The sequence below is a fragment of the Pseudomonas sp. LM13 genome (assembly GCF_041381355.1).
Taxonomy (GTDB): Bacteria; Pseudomonadota; Gammaproteobacteria; order Pseudomonadales; family Pseudomonadaceae; genus Stutzerimonas; species Stutzerimonas frequens.
Window position 1 is genome coordinate 82,182 of record NZ_JACBXH010000012.1, and the last position, 17,329, is coordinate 99,510.

Consider the following 17,329-nt stretch of genomic DNA (forward strand, 5'->3'; position numbering starts at 1 on the left):
CCGAATCCATAGTGTCGCCGTGCCCAATTGCCGGTTCATTCATCAGGTTTGAATAAGAAAGGACTTCATGAAACGTCTGCTGCTACCTGCGGTTATCTCCGCATTGATGATCGCCGAAGTTCACGCTGAGTCCTTCACTATCTCCGATATCCGCGTCAATGGTCTGCAACGGGTTTCTGCCGGCAGCGTCTTCGGTGCGCTACCGTTGAATGTGGGTGAGGCTGCAGACGACAGCCGCCTCGTTGAAGCGACCCGCGCGCTCTTTCGTACCGGCTTCTTTCAGGATATCCAGCTTGGTCGTGACGGCGACGTGCTGGTCATCAGCGTAGTCGAACGCCCGTCTATTTCGGCGATCGAGATCGAGGGCAACAAGGCGATCAAGACCGAGGATCTGCTTTCTGGGCTGCAGCAGTCAGGGCTGGCCGAGGGCGAGATTTTCCAGCGTGCGACGCTCGAAGGCGTGCGCAACGAACTGCAGCGCCAATATGTCGCCCAGGGGCGTTATTCGGCCACCATCGAAACCGAAGTGGTTGCCCAGCCGCGCAATCGCGTCGCGCTGAAAATCAAGATCAATGAGGGCTCGGTCGCGGCCATCAAGCACATCAACGTTGTTGGCAACTCGGTGTTCCCGGACGAGGATCTGGTCGACCTGTTCGAGCTCAAGACCACCAACTGGCTTTCCTTCTTCCGCAACGACGACAAGTATGCCCGCGAGAAACTGTCCGGCGATCTGGAACGCTTGCGCTCCTATTACCTGGACCGTGGCTACATCAACATGGATATCACCTCGACCCAGGTATCCATCACGCCGGACAAGAAGCACGTCTATGTGACGGTCAATATCGACGAGGGTGAGCGTTACACGGTGCGCGACGTCAAGCTCAGTGGCGATCTCAAGGTTCCGCAGGAAGAGATCGAAGCGCTGTTGCTGGCAAAGGAAGGGCAGGTATTCTCCCGTAAGGTGATGACGTCCACTTCCGAACTGATCACGCGGCGGCTGGGCAACGAGGGCTACACCTTCGCCAACGTCAACGGCATTCCCGAAGCCAATGACGAGGACAATACCGTCTCGATCACCTTCGTCGTCGATCCCGGCAAGCGCGCCTACGTCAACCGCATCAACTTCCGTGGCAACACCAAGACCGAAGATGAAGTGCTGCGCCGCGAAATGCGCCAGATGGAAGGCGGCTGGGCCTCGACCTACCTGATCGACCAGTCCAAGGTCCGCCTGGAACGCCTGGGCTTCTTCAAGGAAGTCAACGTCGAGACCCCGCAGGTGCCGGGCACCGACGACCAGATCGACGTCAACTACAGCGTCGAGGAGCAGCCGTCCGGTTCGATCATGGCGAGCATCGGCTTCGCCCAGAACGCCGGCCTGATCCTCGGTGGCTCGATCAGCCAGAACAACTTCCTGGGTACCGGCAACCGCGTCAGCATCGGCCTCAACCGCAGCGAATACCAGACGCGCTACAACTTCGGCTTCGTCGACCCCTACTGGACCGAAGACGGCGTCAGCCTGGGCTACAACGCTTTCTACCGCACCACCGACTACGATAAGCTGGCCTACGACGTATCCAGCTATTCGGTGGACAGCCTGGGTGGCGGTATCAATATCGGCTATCCGATCAGCGAGACATCGCGCCTGTCCTTCGGCCTTACATTGCAGCAGGATGATCTGGACACCGGTCGTTATACGGTGGACGAGATCTTCACGTTCATGGAAGAGGAGGGCGATAGCTTCCTCAACTTCAAGGCATCGGCCGGCTGGTCGGAATCGACCCTCAATCGCGGCGTGCTGGCGACACGTGGTCACTCGCAGAGCCTGGTTTTTGAAACGACCATCCCTGGAAGCGATCTGTCGTTCTATAAGCTCGACTACAACGGCCAGCTGTTCGTGCCGATGACCAAGGACTATACCCTGCGCATGCATACCCGCCTCGGGTACGGTGATGCCTATGGCTCGACCTCAAGCCTGCCGTTCTACGAGCATTATTACGCGGGTGGTTTCAATTCCGTCCGAGGTTTCAAAGATAGCCGTCTTGGCCCGCGCAGTACTCCGAGCGACGGTTCGCGGCCTGGCACCATTGCCGACCCGGACCAGGACCCGTTGCCGTTCGGTGGTAACGTGTTGATTCAGGGTGGTCTTGAAGTGCTGTTCCCGATGCCGTTCGTCAAGGATCAGCGTTCGCTGCGTACTTCCGTGTTCTGGGATGTGGGTAACGTCTACAACACCAATTGTCCTTCGGAATCGAAGAACTGCACCGACATCGACTTCGGCGACATGGCCAGTTCGGTGGGTGTCGGGCTGACCTGGATCACCGCCATGGGCCCGCTGAGCTTCAGTCTGGCGATGCCGGTGGTCAAGCCGGACGAGGCCGACACCCAGGTATTCCAGTTCTCGCTGGGACAAACGTTCTAACATTGGGGCGCCATGCTTCAGTGCTTTCTTTCAGGAGTGGTGTTTACCGTGCGTAAGTTGACTCAATTGTTTCTCGTCGTTGCCGCGCTGGTAGCGACTCCCGCGTTTGCCGAAATGAAGATTGCCGTCATGAACTATCAGATGGCACTGCTCGAGTCCGACGCGGCCAAGCGCTATGCGGTCGATGCCGAGAAGAAGTTCGGCCCCCAGCTGAGCAAACTCAAGTCGCTCGAAAGCGATGCCAAGCGTATCCAGGACCGTCTGGTCAAGGATGGCGACAAGATGCAGCAGGCCGAGCGCGAGCGCCTGGAACTCGAATTCAAGCAGAAGGCTCGTGACTTTCAGTTCCAGTCCAAGGAGCTGAACGAGGCCAAGGCCGTGGCTGACCGCGACATGCTCAAGCAGCTCAAGCCGAAGCTGGACCAGGCTGTCGAAGAGGTGATCAAAAAGGGCAATTACGATCTCGTGTTCGAGCGCGGTGCCGTGGTGGATGTCAAACCGCAGTTCGATATCACCCGCCAGGTCATCGAGCGCATGAATCAGCTGCGCTGATATGGCCGGTGCAGTTTTCGCGCTCGGTCAGCTGGCCGAGGTGTTGGGTGGCAGTCTGCGCGGCGACGCTGCGCAGGTCATCGATGGCTTGGCGACGCTGCAGGAGGCGGGCCCAACGCAGCTGAGCTTCCTCGCCAATGCCCAGTACCGCAAGTATCTGTCGACCAGCCGCGCCGCAGCGGTATTGCTGTCAGCCGAGGATGCCGGGAGTTTCGGTGGTTCGGCGATCGTCGTCAGTGACCCCTATCTTGCCTACGCACGTGCTTCCCATCTGTTCGAGACGCGTCCGGCTGTCCGCGCTGGGATCCATCCCACGGCAATAGTGGCCGATGATGCAGATGTCGATGCGTCTGCCAGCGTCGGCGCTTATGTGGTGATCGAATCCGGCGCGGTCATCGAAAAGGATGTGGTGATCGGTGCGCAGTCATTCATCGGCGCACGCTGCCGCATTGGCGAGGGTGGACGCCTTGCGCCGCGGGTCACGCTGTACCACGACGTTCTGATCGGCAAGCGTGTCGTCATTCAATCGGGTGCGGTGATCGGTGGCGAGGGATTCGGTTTCGCCAAGGAAAAAGGTGCCTGGCAGAAGATCGCTCAGATCGGCGGCGTGCGTATTGGGGATGACGTCGAGATCGGTTCCAACACCACGATCGACCGCGGTGCGCTCTCCGATACCCTGATTGGCAACGGCGTAAAGCTCGACAACCAGATCATGATCGCGCACAACGTGCAGGTTGGTGATAACACCGCCATGGCGGGTTGTGCGGGGATTTCAGGCAGCACCAAGATCGGGCGCAACTGCATGATCGCCGGTGGCGTCGGCATGGTCGGCCACATCGAGGTTTGCGACAACGTGTTCGTCACGGGTATGACGATGGTCACTCGTTCAATCACCGAGCCCGGCAGCTATTCATCGGGCACTGCGATGCAAAGCGCGGCCGATTGGAGAAAGAGTGCCGCGCGTATTCGTCAGCTGGACGACATGGCTCGTCGGCTGCAGCAGCTGGAGAAAAGCCTGGCAGCCGTGACTCAGGATCTGAATCCGACTTCTGATGCCTGAGCTTACCGTCTGATCCGGTTTTTTTCGGGGTGCTGTCTGTGAATGCTGGCGCGAGCTTTCGGCGCAGGCGGCCCTTTACTTTCTTACAGGCGCTTTCCTGACATGATGGACATCAACGAGATTCGCGAATATTTGCCTCACCGTTACCCCTTCCTGCTGGTGGACCGGGTGACGGAGATGGATATCGAGGCCAAGCGCGTTCGCGCCTACAAGAACGTCACCATCAACGAGCCGTTCTTCAACGGTCACTTCCCGCAACATCCGATCATGCCGGGCGTGCTGATCATCGAGGCGATGGCCCAGGCGGCTGGCTTGTTGGGGTTCAAGATGATGGGCGTCAAGCCATCCGATGGCACGCTTTACTATTTCGTCGGTTCTGACAAGCTGCGTTTCCGCCAGCCGGTTCGTCCAGGCGATCAACTGGTTCTCGAGGCGGCCTTCCTGAGCAACAAGCGCGGCATCTGGAAGTTCGATTGTCGCGCTACCGTCGATGGCAAGCCGGTCTGCTCGGCTGAAATCATCTGCGCGGAACAGAAAATATGAGTTTGATCGACCCTCGCGCCATTATCGATCCCGCGGCTCGGCTGGCGGATGACGTCCAGGTAGGGCCCTGGTCGATCATCGGCCCGGATGTCGAAATTGGCGAGGGTACGGTGATCGCGTCGCACGTGGTCATCAAGGGACCGACCCGCATCGGTCGCAACAATCGCATCTATCAGTTCTCCTCGGTCGGCGAAGACACTCCTGATCTCAAATACAAGGGCGAACCGACGCGGTTGGTGATCGGCGATAACAACGTGATTCGCGAGGGTGTCACCATCCATCGCGGCACCGTGCAGGATCGTTCCGAAACCACCATCGGTGATCACAACCTGATCATGGCCTATGCGCACATCGGCCACGACAGCGTCATCGCCAATCATTGCATCCTGGTCAACAACACCGCGCTGGCCGGGCACGTGCACGTTGGGGATTGGGCGATTCTTTCCGGCTACACCCTGGTACATCAGTTCTGCCATATCGGTGCGCACAGTTTTTCCGGTATGGGGACGGCGATTGGCAAGGATGTGCCGGCATTCGTCACCGTGTTCGGAAATCCGGCCGAGGCGCGCAGCATGAACTTCGAGGGCATGCGTCGTCGCGGCTTCAGCGCCGAAGCCGTGCATGCCTTGCGCAATGCGTACAAAGTCGTCTACCGCAAAGGCTTGACGGTCGAGGCAGCGCTCAGCGAACTGGCCGAGAGTGCAGCGGCATTCCCCGAGGTCGCGATTTTCCGCGACTCGATCCAGGCTTCGACTCGTGGCATCACCCGCTGAAATGAGCAAACCGCTCAGGGTCGCGCTGGTTGCCGGGGAATCATCTGGTGACATTCTCGGCGCGGGCCTGATGCAGGCGCTGAAGGCGCAACATGCCAATGTCGAGTTCATCGGCGTAGGTGGACCACGCATGCAGGCCGAAGGGCTGCGGTCCTACTTTCCGCTGGAACGGCTGGCGGTGATGGGGCTCGTCGAAGTGCTTGGCCGACTGCCGGAACTCCTTGCGCGCCGCAAGCGTCTGGTGAGCACTTTGATCGCGCAGCGGCCAGATGTATTCATCGGCATCGACGCCCCGGATTTCAATCTGGGGCTCGAGCTCAAGCTGCGTCGAGCCGGGATCAAGACGGTCCACTACGTCAGCCCGTCGGTCTGGGCATGGCGGCAGAAGCGAGTGTTGAAGATTCGCGAAGCCTGCGATCTGATGCTGACGCTGTTCCCCTTCGAGGCCAGGTTTTACGACGAGCATCAGGTGCCGGTGCGCTTCGTCGGCCATCCGTTGGCCGATACCATTCCGCTTTGTGCCGACCGCGCAGCCGCACGGGAGGCGCTCGGTTTGCCGCAGCAGGGCATGATCGTCGCGCTGATGCCGGGCAGCCGCGGTGGTGAGGTATCCCGTCTGGGCGAACTGTTCCTTAGCGCTGCCGAGCGGTTGCGCGCCATGCGTCCCGGCATTCGTTTCGTCATGCCCTGCGCCAGCCCGGAGCGCCGGCTGCAGCTGGAACAGATGCTGGCAGCCCGCGACTTGCCGCTGACGCTGCTCGACGGCCGATCCCACGAGGCGCTGGCCGCCTGCAATGCGGTGCTGATCGCCTCCGGTACCGCCACGCTCGAGGCGTTGCTATTCAAGCGGCCCATGGTGGTGGCCTACAGCGTGGCGCCGATGACCTATCGCATCTTGCGCCGATTGGTGAAAAGCCCTTACGTCGCATTGCCCAATCTACTGGCGCAGCGCCTGCTGGTGCCGGAGCTGCTGCAGGATGCGGCGACACCGGAGGCGCTGGCCCAGGCGTTGTCGCCCCTGCTGGATGATGGCGAAGTGCAGACGGAGGGATTCGACAGCATCCATCGCACGCTGCGCTGTGACGCCTCGGGTCAGGCCGCCGATGCGGTTCTGCGGTTGGTGGAAGCACGCTGATGCAGTTCGGGCTCGATTTCAATCTCGTGGAAGAGCTGGTTGCCGGTGTCGACGAGGTGGGCCGTGGGCCGCTGTGTGGTCCTGTGGTGACGGCGGCCGTGATCCTCGATCCGGCACGGCCGATCGAAGGGCTGAATGACTCGAAGAAGCTGACCGAGGCTCGCCGAGAGGCCTTGTTCGACGAAATTCGGGAGAAAGCGGTCGCCTGGTGCATCGCACGCGCCGAGGTGGAGGAGATCGACCAGCTCAATATCCTGCATGCCACCATGCTGGCCATGCAGCGTGCGGTCGAAGGACTGAGCGTCACACCGCGGCTGGCGCTGATCGACGGCAATCGCTGCCCTAAGCTGGCCGTGCCCAGCGCGCCGGTGATCCAGGGTGACGCACAGGTTCCGGCCATCGCGGCCGCGTCCATCCTGGCCAAGGTCAGCCGCGACCGCGAAATGCAGGCGCTGGATCTGTGCTATCCGGGCTATGGGCTGGCCGGCCACAAGGGCTACCCGACGCCGAGCCACCTTGAAGCGCTGCGTCGTCTCGGGCCAACGCCCATTCACCGTCGCTCGTTTGCACCCGTCCGCGCGATGCTCGAACAGGTGAGCAGCGAGGTAGAGGTTCCGACCAGCGTCCTGCTGGTCTAGGGCCACCGGCTGCCACGGGCAGAGGTTCCGCTCTGCCTTCATGCGCTTCTGCGGTCACGGTTTGCGATGGCTCTGGCGGTCGGTACGTTCGCCAGCGGACGATTGCTTTCCGGTACAATCCCGCGCTTGTCGTTCTGCCAGCTCAAGGTCTGTACATGCCTGCTTCCTTCGTCCATCTCCGTCTGCATACCGAGTACTCGCTGGTCGATGGCCTGGTACGCGTCAAGCCGCTGATCAAGGCGGTGGCGGCGAGCGGAATGCCGGCGGTGGCGGTGACCGACATGAGCAACATGTGCTCGCTGGTGAAGTTCTACAAGACGGCCCAGGGTGCCGGAATCAAACCGATCTGTGGCGCCGATATCTGGCTGGCCGGCTGCGACGAGGATGGTCCGCTCAGCCGCCTGACGCTGCTGGCGATGAACCCCAAGGGTTATCGCAATCTCACCGAGTTGATTTCTCGCGGCTGGACCGAAGGTCAGCGCAACGATCTGGTCATCATCGAGCGCGAGTGGGTCAAAGAAGCGGCCGAAGGGCTGATTGCGCTTTCCGGTGCCAAGGAAGGGGAGATTGGCCACGCTCTGCTCAATGGCGACGAAGCGCTGGCGGCGTCGCGTCTTGCCGAATGGCGCGAGGTATTCGCCGATCGCTTCTACCTGGAAGTGCAACGCACCAATCGGGTCAATGACGAAGAACATCTGCATGCGGCCGTGGCGCTGGCCGAGCGCAGCGGCGCGCCGCTGGTGGCGACCAACGACGTGCGCTTTCTCAAGCAGGATGATTTCGAGGCGCACGAGACCCGCGTCTGCATCGGTGAAGGCCGTACCCTGGATGATCCGCGTCGCCCGCGCACCTATTCCGATCAGCAGTACCTGAAGACGCCCGAGGAGATGGCCGAGCTGTTCGCGGACCTGCCCGAGGCGCTGGAAAACACCGTCGAGATCGCCAAACGCTGCAACATCGAAGTGCAGCTGGGTACCTACTTTCTGCCGAATTTCCCGGTACCCGAAGGCATGACCATCGACGACTACCTGCGTCAGGTCTCGTTCGAGGGCCTGGAGGAGCGCCTGGAAGTCCTGCTGCCCAAGGACACGCCGGACTACGAGGCGAAGAAGCAGGTCTATATCGACCGCCTCGAGTTCGAACTGGGCACCATCATTCAGATGGGCTTTCCCGGTTACTTCCTGATCGTTATGGACTTCATCAAGTGGGCCAAGAACAACGGCGTGCCGGTCGGCCCGGGCCGCGGTTCGGGTGCCGGCTCGCTGGTGGCCTACGTGCTGAAGATCACCGACCTCGATCCGCTGGCCTACGACCTGCTGTTCGAGCGCTTCCTCAACCCCGAACGTATTTCCATGCCCGACTTCGACGTCGACTTCTGCATGGACGGCCGCGACCGGGTCATCGATTACGTGGCCGAGGCGTACGGGCGCAATGCGGTGAGCCAGATCATCACCTTCGGTACCATGGCGGCCAAGGCGGTGGTGCGTGACGTGGCGCGGGTCCAGGGCAAGTCCTATGGTCTTGCCGACCGTCTGTCGAAGATGATCCCTTTCGAGGTGGGCATGACCCTCGAGAAGGCCTATGAGATGGAGGAGCCGCTGCGCGACTTCCTCGCCGTCGACGAGGACGCCCGCGAAATCTGGGATATGGCGCTCAAGCTCGAAGGCATCACCCGCGGTACCGGCAAGCACGCCGGCGGTGTGGTGATCGCGCCGACCAAGCTCACCGACTTCGCGCCGATCGCCTGTGACGAGGAAGGCGGCGGCCTGGTGACTCAGTTCGACAAGGACGACGTCGAGCAGGCCGGCCTGGTGAAGTTCGACTTCCTCGGCCTGCGCACGCTGACCATCATCAAGTGGGCGCTGGAAACCATCAACCGCGAGCAGTCCAAGAAGGGCCTGGAGCCGGTCAACATCGACTTCATTCCGCTGGACGACAAGCCGACCTACCAGCTGCTGCAGAAGGCCGAGACCACAGCGGTGTTCCAGCTCGAATCGCGCGGCATGAAGGAGCTGATCAAGAAGCTCAAGCCGGACTGCCTGGAAGATCTCATCGCACTGGTGGCCCTGTTCCGCCCCGGCCCGTTGCAGTCGGGCATGGTGGATGACTTCATCAACCGCAAGCATGGGCGTGCCGAAGTCTCATATCCGCACCCGGACTACCAGTACGCGGGGCTGGAGCCGGTGCTCAAGCCCACCTACGGCATCATCCTGTACCAGGAACAGGTGATGCAGATCGCCCAGGTGATGGCCGGCTACACCCTCGGTGGCGCCGACATGTTGCGCCGCGCCATGGGTAAGAAGAAGCCCGAGGAGATGGCCAAGCAGCGCGGCGGCTTCATCGAAGGTTGCGCCAATAATGGGATCGATGCGGACCTGGCGGGCAACATCTTCGACCTGGTGGAAAAGTTCGCCGGCTACGGCTTCAACAAATCGCACTCAGCCGCCTACGGCCTGGTGTCCTACCAGACGGCCTGGCTCAAGGCACATCACCCGTCGCCGTTCATGGCAGCCGTGCTCTCGGCGGATATGCACAACACCGACAAGGTGGTGATCCTCATCGAGGAATGCCGCAGCATGAAGCTGCGCATCGATCCGCCCGACGTTAACGTCTCCGAGTTCAAGTTCACCGTCAATGACGACGGCCGCATCGTCTATGGCCTGGGCGCGGTCAAGGGTGTGGGCGAGGGGCCTGTCGAGGCCATCGCCGAATGCCGCGCCGCGGGAGGCCCGTTCAAGGATCTGTTCGATTTCTGCGCGCGCATCGACCTCAAACGCATCAACAAGCGCACCCTGGAAGCACTGATCCGCTCCGGTGCGCTGGATCGCCTCGGACCGTATTTCTTCGAGGAGGCCAAGGCCTACCAGGCCAACATCGACCGCAACCGCGCAGTGCTGCTGGCGGCGATGGAAGAGGCGGTACAGGCCGCCGAACAGACCGCACGCAGCGCCGAGAGCGGCCACATGGATCTGTTCGGCGGCCTGTTCGCCGAGCCGGAGGCCGACGTCTACGCCAATCACCGAAAGGCGCGCGAGCTTTCGCTGAAGGAGCGTCTGAAAGGCGAAAAGGACACCCTCGGTCTCTATCTCACCGGCCACCCGATCGATGAATACGAGGGGGAAGTGCGTCGTTTCGCTCGTCAGCGCATCGTCGACCTGCGCCCGGCGCGCGGAGAACAGACCATTGCCGGCCTCATCGTCAACCTGCGGGTCATGAAGAACAAGAAAGGCGACAAGATGGGCTTCATCACCCTGGATGACCGCTCGGGGCGTATCGAGGCTTCGCTGTTCGCCGAGGCGTTCAACACGGCGCAGGCCTTGCTGCAGACCGATGCCCTGGTGGTGGTCGAAGGCGAGGTGAGCAACGACGACTTTTCCGGCGGCCTGCGCCTGCGCGCCAAGCGTGTGATGAGTCTGGAGGAAGCGCGTACCGGGCTGGCCGAGAGTCTGCGGGTCAAGGTCGCCGGCGAGGCGCTCAAGGGCGAACGCATGCGCTGGCTGGCCGAGGTTTGCGGCCGCCATCGCGGTGCCTGCCCGATCACGCTGGAGTACACCGGTCGCGATGCGCGGGCGCTGCTGCAGTTCGGCGAGGACTGGCGAATCGATCCGGCGGACAACTTGATTCAGGCATTGCGTGACCAGTTCGGACGCGACAACGTCTTCCTGCAATACCGATAGAGGGCCAGGCCCGGAAAGTTCATCGACATGTGCTTTCCGAGTCAGGCCTGAACGGCCCGGTGCTGACCGGGTCATGGTTTCAGAACAATTTTTGTTCGACCTGAATGCGCCGCTCCCGTAAGGTAAGGCGCAAAAAACGGAACAGCCTCCCGGCCGCCTGGCCGTCGACGCATGACGGATGCCTATGAACCCGAACTTCCTGGATTTCGAACAGCCGATCGCCGACCTGCAAGCCAAGATCGAAGAATTGCGCCTGGTTGGTAACGACAACTCGCTGAACATCGGCGATGAGATTGCCCGCCTGCAGGACAAGAGCGAGTCGCTCACCGAAAGCATCTTCGGCAATCTGACCAGCTGGCAGATCGCCCGTCTGGCTCGCCACCCGCAGCGGCCCTATACCCTCGATTACATCAATCACCTGTTCACCGAGTTTGAAGAACTGCACGGTGACCGCCATTTCTCCGACGACGCGGCCATTGTTGGTGGTACGGCGCGTCTGGACGGCCAGCCGGTGATGATCATCGGTCATCAGAAAGGCCGTGAAGTACGCGAGAAGGTGCGTCGTAACTTCGGTATGCCGCGTCCGGAGGGCTATCGCAAGGCCTGCCGTCTGATGGAAATGGCCGAGCGCTTCAAGATGCCGATCCTGACCTTCATTGATACCCCGGGCGCCTATCCTGGGATCGATGCCGAAGAGCGCAACCAGAGCGAGGCCATCGCCTGGAACCTCCGCGTGATGGCGCGGCTGAAGACTCCGATCATTGCCACCGTGATCGGCGAGGGTGGTTCCGGCGGTGCTCTGGCGATCGGCGTCTGCGACCAGTTGAACATGCTGCAGTATTCCACCTACGCGGTAATCTCCCCGGAAGGCTGCGCCTCGATTCTCTGGCGTACCGCCGAGAAGGCGCCGGAAGCCGCCGAGGCCATGGGTGTCACCGCCGAGCGCCTGAAGGATCTGGGCATCGTCGACAAGGTGATCCCCGAGCCGCTGGGCGGCGCCCATCGCAACCCGGCCGTCATGGCCGCGGCCATGCGCGAGCAGCTCAACAGCCAGCTGCACATGCTCAAGTCGCTGGACACCGATGCGCTGCTGGCGCGTCGCTATGAGCGTCTGATGAGCTACGGTATCGCCTGAGTCATCCGTGTGCGTGCTTCGCCTCTCTGAGCGAGGCACGCCAGGATTCGCTGTCGGGCCTTCGCTCGCGGCTTTCGCTCCTGAGCCTTATGCTTGCCGGCATTCTCGATTTTCGAAGCGCCCGCATGTCCCTCGATTCCCTCCTCCTTTCCCGTCTTGCTCCGTGGCGCGGCTCATCGGCGTGGTGGGTGGCGTTCTCCGGCGGTCTTGATTCCACTGTTCTGTTGCACGCGCTGGTGCGGCTGGCGGAACGTCGTGCGCTGCCTCCGATTCGCGCAATTCATGTGCACCATGGCCTGCAGGTCGCCGCTGACGACTGGCCAGCACACTGCCAGCAAGTCTGCGACCGGCTTGGCGTCGCGCTGGAGATTGTGCGCGTGCAAATTGTTCCAGGCGCCAGTCTGGAGCGGGCTGCACGCGATGCGCGCTATCAGGCGTTCGCTGCGCGCCTGGGCGAAGATGAGCTGCTGCTGACCGGCCAGCACCGTGATGACCAGGCCGAGACGCTGCTGTTCCGGCTGCTGCGCGGAGCTGGTGTACGGGGGCTGGCAGCGATGCCGGTCGCGCGCGCCTTGGCAAGCGGCCAGCTGGTTCGGCCGTTGCTGGACGTGTCGCGGGCCGAACTCGAAGGTTATGCACGTGCCAACGGCTTGGCGTGGGTCGAGGATCCCAGCAACAAGCAGCTGGAATATTCACGCAATTTTCTGCGTCGGCAGGTCCTGCCTCTGCTGCAGCAGCGCTGGCCTCAGGTTTCATCCAGCCTGGCACGCACGGCAGCGCATATGGCTGATGCGCAGCAGCTGCTCGATGACCTGGCGCAGCAGGATCTCGCGGTTGCCCAAGCCGACATTGATTTCGACTGGCTGAATCTGCCGAGTCTTGCCCTTGCGCCGTTGCGCGAGCTGACGCCGGCGCGGCAGCGCAATGCGCTGCGCCATTGGTTGGCAGGGCTGACCCTGGCGCCGGATGAGAATCACTGGGCCGGTTGGGAGTGTCTGCGTGACGCCAGGGCGGATGCCACGCCTCGCTGGCGGCTGGCAGGTGGAGAGCTGCAGCGCAGCGGCGAGCGCATCTGGTGGCTGCCGGAGGGCTGGCTTGCGTCTGTTGGCGGGCCGGTCGACTGGCTCGCCCCCTCCGTCGAGCTGCAGCTTCCCGGCAATGGCTCGCTTCGGCTGGACGGGATGCCGCCCACTGGCAGGCTGCAGATTCGCTATCGTAAGGGTGGTGAAGTGATGGATGTGTCCGGTCGCGGCCGGCGAGACCTCAAGCGCCTGCTGAATGAAGCCGGGGTTCCTGCGTTTGCCCGTGGCCGATTGCCCTTGCTGTATTGCGATGAGCAACTGGTCGCCGTGGCCAACCTTCCGCAACTGAGCGCTGGCCGGTGCGCCCTGAATTGGTGCGCGCCGGGCTGCTAAGTGGTTTGAGCTGATAGGGCCTTTCCGGTAGACTACGCTCCCGTCTCAATACAGCTTCTGCGGTTTCTTCGAATCCGCGGCAGTTGCGCTATTGCCGATCCGCGCAATGGCACCTTCGCTTTCCCCCGGCGGCGCCGGCCGCTTAACGCAGACTTCTAGGGTTTTTCATGACGCGCTACATCTTCGTCACGGGTGGTGTTGTTTCTTCATTGGGGAAAGGCATCGCCTCGGCTTCATTGGCGGCCATCCTGGAGGCGCGGGGCCTGAAGGTCACGATGCTCAAGCTGGACCCTTACATCAACGTCGATCCGGGCACCATGAGCCCGTTCCAGCACGGCGAGGTGTTCGTCACCCATGACGGCGCCGAGACCGACCTCGACCTGGGCCACTACGAGCGGTTCATCCGCACCCGCATGACCCAGAACAACAACTTCACCACTGGTCGCGTCTACGAGGACGTGCTGCGCCGTGAGCGCCGGGGCGACTACCTGGGCGCAACCATCCAGGTCATCCCGCACATCACCGACGAGATCAAGCGTCGCATCATCAAGGGTGCCGGCGACGCCGACGTGGCGCTGGTGGAGGTCGGCGGTACCGTGGGCGACATCGAGTCGCAACCCTTCCTCGAGGCCATCCGCCAGTTGCGTGTCGAAGTCGGCGCCAAGCGCGCCATGCTGATGCACCTGACGCTGGTGCCTTACATCGCCACCGCCGGCGAGACCAAGACCAAGCCGACCCAGCATTCGGTGAAGGAGCTGCGCTCCATCGGCCTGCAGCCTGACGTACTGGTCTGCCGTTCGGATCGCGCCATCGACGTGTCTTCGCGGCGCAAGATCGCGCTGTTCACCAACGTCGAAGAGCGCGCGGTGATCAGCTTGCCGGACGCCGACACCATCTACAAGATCCCGGGCATCCTGCATGCTCAGGGTCTCGATGACTATGTCGTCGAGCGTTTCGGTCTCGAATGCCGTGGCGCCGATCTCTCCGAATGGGATCGTGTCGTCGATGCCAAGCTGCATCCGGAGAAGGAAGTCACCATCGCCATGGTCGGCAAGTACATGGAACTTCTGGATGCCTACAAATCTCTGATCGAGGCGATGAGCCACGCTGGCATTCAGAGTCGGACCAAAGTGAACCTGCGTTACATCGACTCCGAAGACATCGAGAACCAGGGCACCGGCCTGCTCGAAGGCGTCGATGCCATTCTGGTGCCGGGCGGTTTCGGCCTGCGCGGCGTGGAAGGCAAGATCGCCACCGTGCGCTATGCCCGCGAGAACAAGATCCCATACCTGGGTATCTGCCTGGGCATGCAGGTGGCGGTCATCGAGTTCGCTCGCGATGTGCTGGGCTGGACCGATGCCAACTCCACCGAGTTCGACAAGGACAGCGGTCACCCGGTCGTCGGTCTGATCACCGAGTGGGAAGATGCCAGCGGTGCGGTGGAGACCCGCAGCGATAGCTCCGACCTCGGCGGCACCATGCGCCTCGGTGCGCAGGAATGTGGTCTGGAGCCGGGCTCGAAGGTGTTCGAATGCTATGGCCAGGAGCGCATCGTCGAGCGTCATCGTCATCGCTATGAAGTGAACAACAACCTGCTGCCGCAACTGCAGGCAGCCGGACTGAAGATTACCGGGCGCTCCGGAGACGGTGCGCTGGTGGAAGTGGTCGAGGCTCCGGATCATCCCTGGTTCGTCGCTTGCCAGTTCCACCCTGAGTTCACCTCCACGCCGCGCGACGGTCATCCGCTGTTCAGCGGTTTCGTCAACGCAGCGTTGGAATACAAGGCGAAGAAGGCATGAGTCAGAAGACCATTCGCGTAGGCAACATCGAGATCGCCAACGACAAGCCGTTCGTGCTGTTCGGCGGCATCAACGTCCTCGAGTCGCGGGACCTGGCCATGCAGGCCTGTGAGGAATACGTGCGGGTAACCGAGAAGCTCGGCATTCCGTACGTGTTCAAGGCGAGCTTCGACAAGGCCAACCGCTCATCGATCACTTCGTTCCGCGGCCCCGGTCTGGAAGAGGGGATGAAGATCTTCGAGGAAGTGAAGAAGACTTTTGGCGTGCCGGTCATCACCGACGTACACGAGCCGTGGCAGGCGCAGCCGGTGGCAGATGTCTGTGACATCATCCAGCTGCCGGCCTTCCTCTCGCGGCAGACCGACCTGGTGGTGGCGATGGCCAAGACCGGTGCGGTGATCAACATCAAGAAAGCGCAATTTCTCGCACCGCAGGAGATGAAGCACATCCTGAAGAAGTGCGAGGAGGCTGGTAATGACCAACTGATCCTCTGCGAGCGCGGCTCGTCCTTCGGCTACAACAATCTGGTCGTCGACATGCTCGGCTTCGGCATCATGAAGCAGTTCGAGTACCCGGTGTTCTTCGACGTCACCCATGCCCTGCAGATGCCGGGCGGTCGCGCCGACTCGGCTGGTGGGCGTCGTGCCCAGGTCACCGACCTGGCCAAGGCCGGCCTGTCCCAGGGGCTGGCCGGGCTGTTTCTGGAGGCGCATCCGGAGCCGGAGAATGCCAAGTGCGACGGTCCGTGCGCGCTGCGTCTGAACAAGCTCGAAGCTTTCCTCACCCAGCTCAAGCAGCTGGATGATCTGGTCAAGAATTTCCCGCCAATCGAAACTGCTTGAAGCCTTGCAGCTATCTATGGAGTGTTAACAACAATGGCAAAGATCGTCGACATCAAGGGGCGTGAAGTTCTCGACTCCCGTGGCAACCCCACCGTGGAAGCCGATGTGATCCTCGATAACGGCATCATCGGCAGCGCCTGCGCGCCGTCCGGTGCATCCACCGGTTCGCGCGAGGCTCTGGAACTGCGCGATGGCGACAAGAGCCGTTACCTGGGTAAGGGCGTGCTGAAGGCCGTGGGCAACGTCAACGGGCCGATTCGCGATCTGCTGCTGGGCAAGGATCCGGCCGATCAGAAGGCCCTGGATCAGGCGATGATCGAGCTCGACGGTACCGAGAACAAGGCCAAGCTCGGCGCCAACGCGATCCTCGCCGTGTCCCTGGCGGCTGCCAAGGCCGCTGCCCAAGCCAAGGGCGTGCCGCTGTATGCGCACATCGCCGACCTCAATGGCACCCCTGGCCAGTATTCGATGCCGGTGCCGATGATGAACATCATCAACGGCGGCGAACACGCAGACAACAACGTCGACATCCAGGAGTTCATGGTCCAGCCGGTCGGAGCCAAGACCTTCGCCGACGCGCTGCGCATGGGTGCCGAGATCTTCCATCACCTGAAAGCCGTGCTGAAGGCTCGTGGCCTGAACACCGCAGTGGGCGACGAGGGCGGTTTCGCGCCGAACCTGGCCTCCAACGAGGATGCGCTGGGTGCCATCGCCGAGGCGGTCGAGAAGGCCGGCTACAAGCTGGGCAGTGACGTGACCCTGGCCCTGGACTGCGCTTCCAGCGAGTTCTACAAGGACGGCAAATACGACCTGGCCGGTGAAGGCAAGGTGTTCGACGCCGAGGGCTTCGCCGATTACCTGGCGGGCCTGACCCAGCGCTACCCGATCATCTCCATCGAAGACGGCATGGACGAGTCCGACTGGGCAGGCTGGAAGTCGCTGACCGACAAGATCGGCGAGAAGGTTCAGCTGGTCGGTGACGACCTGTTCGTGACCAACACCAAGATCCTCAAGCGCGGCATCGACGAGAAAATCGGCAACTCGATCCTGATCAAGTTCAACCAGATTGGCTCGCTGACCGAAACCCTGGAAGCCATTCAGATGGCCAAGGCGGCCGGTTACACTGCTGTGATCTCGCACCGTTCCGGCGAGACCGAAGACAGCACCATCGCCGACCTGGCCGTCGGCACTGCCGCTGGTCAGATCAAGACCGGTTCGCTGTGCCGCTCCGACCGCGTGTCGAAGTACAACCAGCTGCTGCGTATCGAAGAGCAGCTGGCCGGCAAGGCACCGTACAACGGTCGTGCCGAATTCCGCGGCTGATCCTGCGGCATTAAAAAA

General features: G+C 61.9%; 13 protein-coding genes. All 13 read left to right on the forward strand.

Annotated features, from left to right (window positions below):
• Positions 1-67: 67 nt before the first annotated feature.
• The 13 genes from bamA to eno all read left to right on the forward strand — a co-directional run bounded on the left by bamA (position 68) and on the right by eno (position 17,311).
• A complete protein-coding gene (bamA, locus tag HZR81_RS10515) occupies positions 68-2,419 on the forward strand; it encodes an outer membrane protein assembly factor BamA (protein ID WP_500128049.1) in 2,352 nt (783 codons plus the stop codon).
• Positions 2,420-2,467: 48 nt separating this feature from the next.
• Positions 2,468-2,971 carry an OmpH/Skp family outer membrane protein gene (locus HZR81_RS10520; protein ID WP_063544005.1) on the forward strand — a complete coding sequence of 168 codons (504 nt, stop codon included), beginning with the start codon at positions 2,468-2,470 and terminating at the stop codon, positions 2,969-2,971.
• 1 nt (position 2,972) lies between these two features.
• Positions 2,973-4,031 (forward strand): UDP-3-O-(3-hydroxymyristoyl)glucosamine N-acyltransferase, encoded by a 1,059-nt coding sequence (gene lpxD / locus HZR81_RS10525; protein WP_264884502.1) that lies wholly within the window; start codon positions 2,973-2,975, stop codon positions 4,029-4,031.
• Positions 4,032-4,133: 102 nt separating this feature from the next.
• The gene (gene fabZ, locus HZR81_RS10530; protein WP_264884526.1) at positions 4,134-4,574 is read left to right on the forward strand and encodes a 3-hydroxyacyl-ACP dehydratase FabZ; all 441 of its coding nucleotides are present in this window, start codon (positions 4,134-4,136) and stop codon (positions 4,572-4,574) included.
• Positions 4,571-5,347 carry an acyl-ACP--UDP-N-acetylglucosamine O-acyltransferase gene (gene lpxA / locus HZR81_RS10535; protein ID WP_063543797.1) on the forward strand — a complete coding sequence of 259 codons (777 nt, stop codon included), beginning with the start codon at positions 4,571-4,573 and terminating at the stop codon, positions 5,345-5,347. Before fabZ ends, lpxA begins: the two co-directional genes overlap by 4 nt.
• 1 nt (position 5,348) lies before the next feature.
• Positions 5,349-6,482 (forward strand): lipid-A-disaccharide synthase, encoded by a 1,134-nt coding sequence (gene lpxB, locus HZR81_RS10540; RefSeq protein WP_500128054.1) that lies wholly within the window; start codon positions 5,349-5,351, stop codon positions 6,480-6,482.
• Positions 6,482-7,120: a ribonuclease HII gene (gene rnhB / locus HZR81_RS10545; RefSeq protein ID WP_152481077.1), complete on the forward strand. Its 639-nt coding sequence runs from the start codon at positions 6,482-6,484 to the stop codon at positions 7,118-7,120. Before lpxB ends, rnhB begins: the two co-directional genes overlap by 1 nt.
• Positions 7,121-7,275: 155 nt before the next feature.
• On the forward strand, positions 7,276-10,797 hold the full coding sequence (gene dnaE / locus HZR81_RS10550; protein WP_500128050.1) for a DNA polymerase III subunit alpha: 3,522 nt from the start codon (positions 7,276-7,278) through the stop codon (positions 10,795-10,797).
• A 184-nt stretch (positions 10,798-10,981) separates the two neighbouring features.
• On the forward strand, positions 10,982-11,932 hold the full coding sequence (locus tag HZR81_RS10555) for an acetyl-CoA carboxylase carboxyltransferase subunit alpha (protein WP_014819915.1): 951 nt from the start codon (positions 10,982-10,984) through the stop codon (positions 11,930-11,932).
• Between the two features lie 125 nt (positions 11,933-12,057).
• Entirely contained in the window at positions 12,058-13,347 is a 1,290-nt protein-coding gene (gene tilS / locus HZR81_RS10560) for a tRNA lysidine(34) synthetase TilS (protein ID WP_500128051.1), read from the forward strand.
• 167 nt (positions 13,348-13,514) lie between these two features.
• Positions 13,515-15,146, forward strand: a complete 1,632-nt coding sequence (gene pyrG, locus HZR81_RS10565) for a CTP synthase (RefSeq protein ID WP_133455899.1) — start codon at positions 13,515-13,517, stop codon at positions 15,144-15,146.
• Entirely contained in the window at positions 15,143-15,988 is an 846-nt protein-coding gene (gene kdsA / locus HZR81_RS10570) for a 3-deoxy-8-phosphooctulonate synthase (protein WP_102840858.1), read from the forward strand. The genes pyrG and kdsA overlap by 4 nt, the downstream gene beginning before the upstream one ends.
• A gap of 33 nt (positions 15,989-16,021) precedes the next feature.
• Positions 16,022-17,311 (forward strand): phosphopyruvate hydratase, encoded by a 1,290-nt coding sequence (gene eno / locus HZR81_RS10575; protein ID WP_500128052.1) that lies wholly within the window; start codon positions 16,022-16,024, stop codon positions 17,309-17,311.
• The last annotated feature ends 18 nt before the right edge of the window (positions 17,312-17,329 follow it).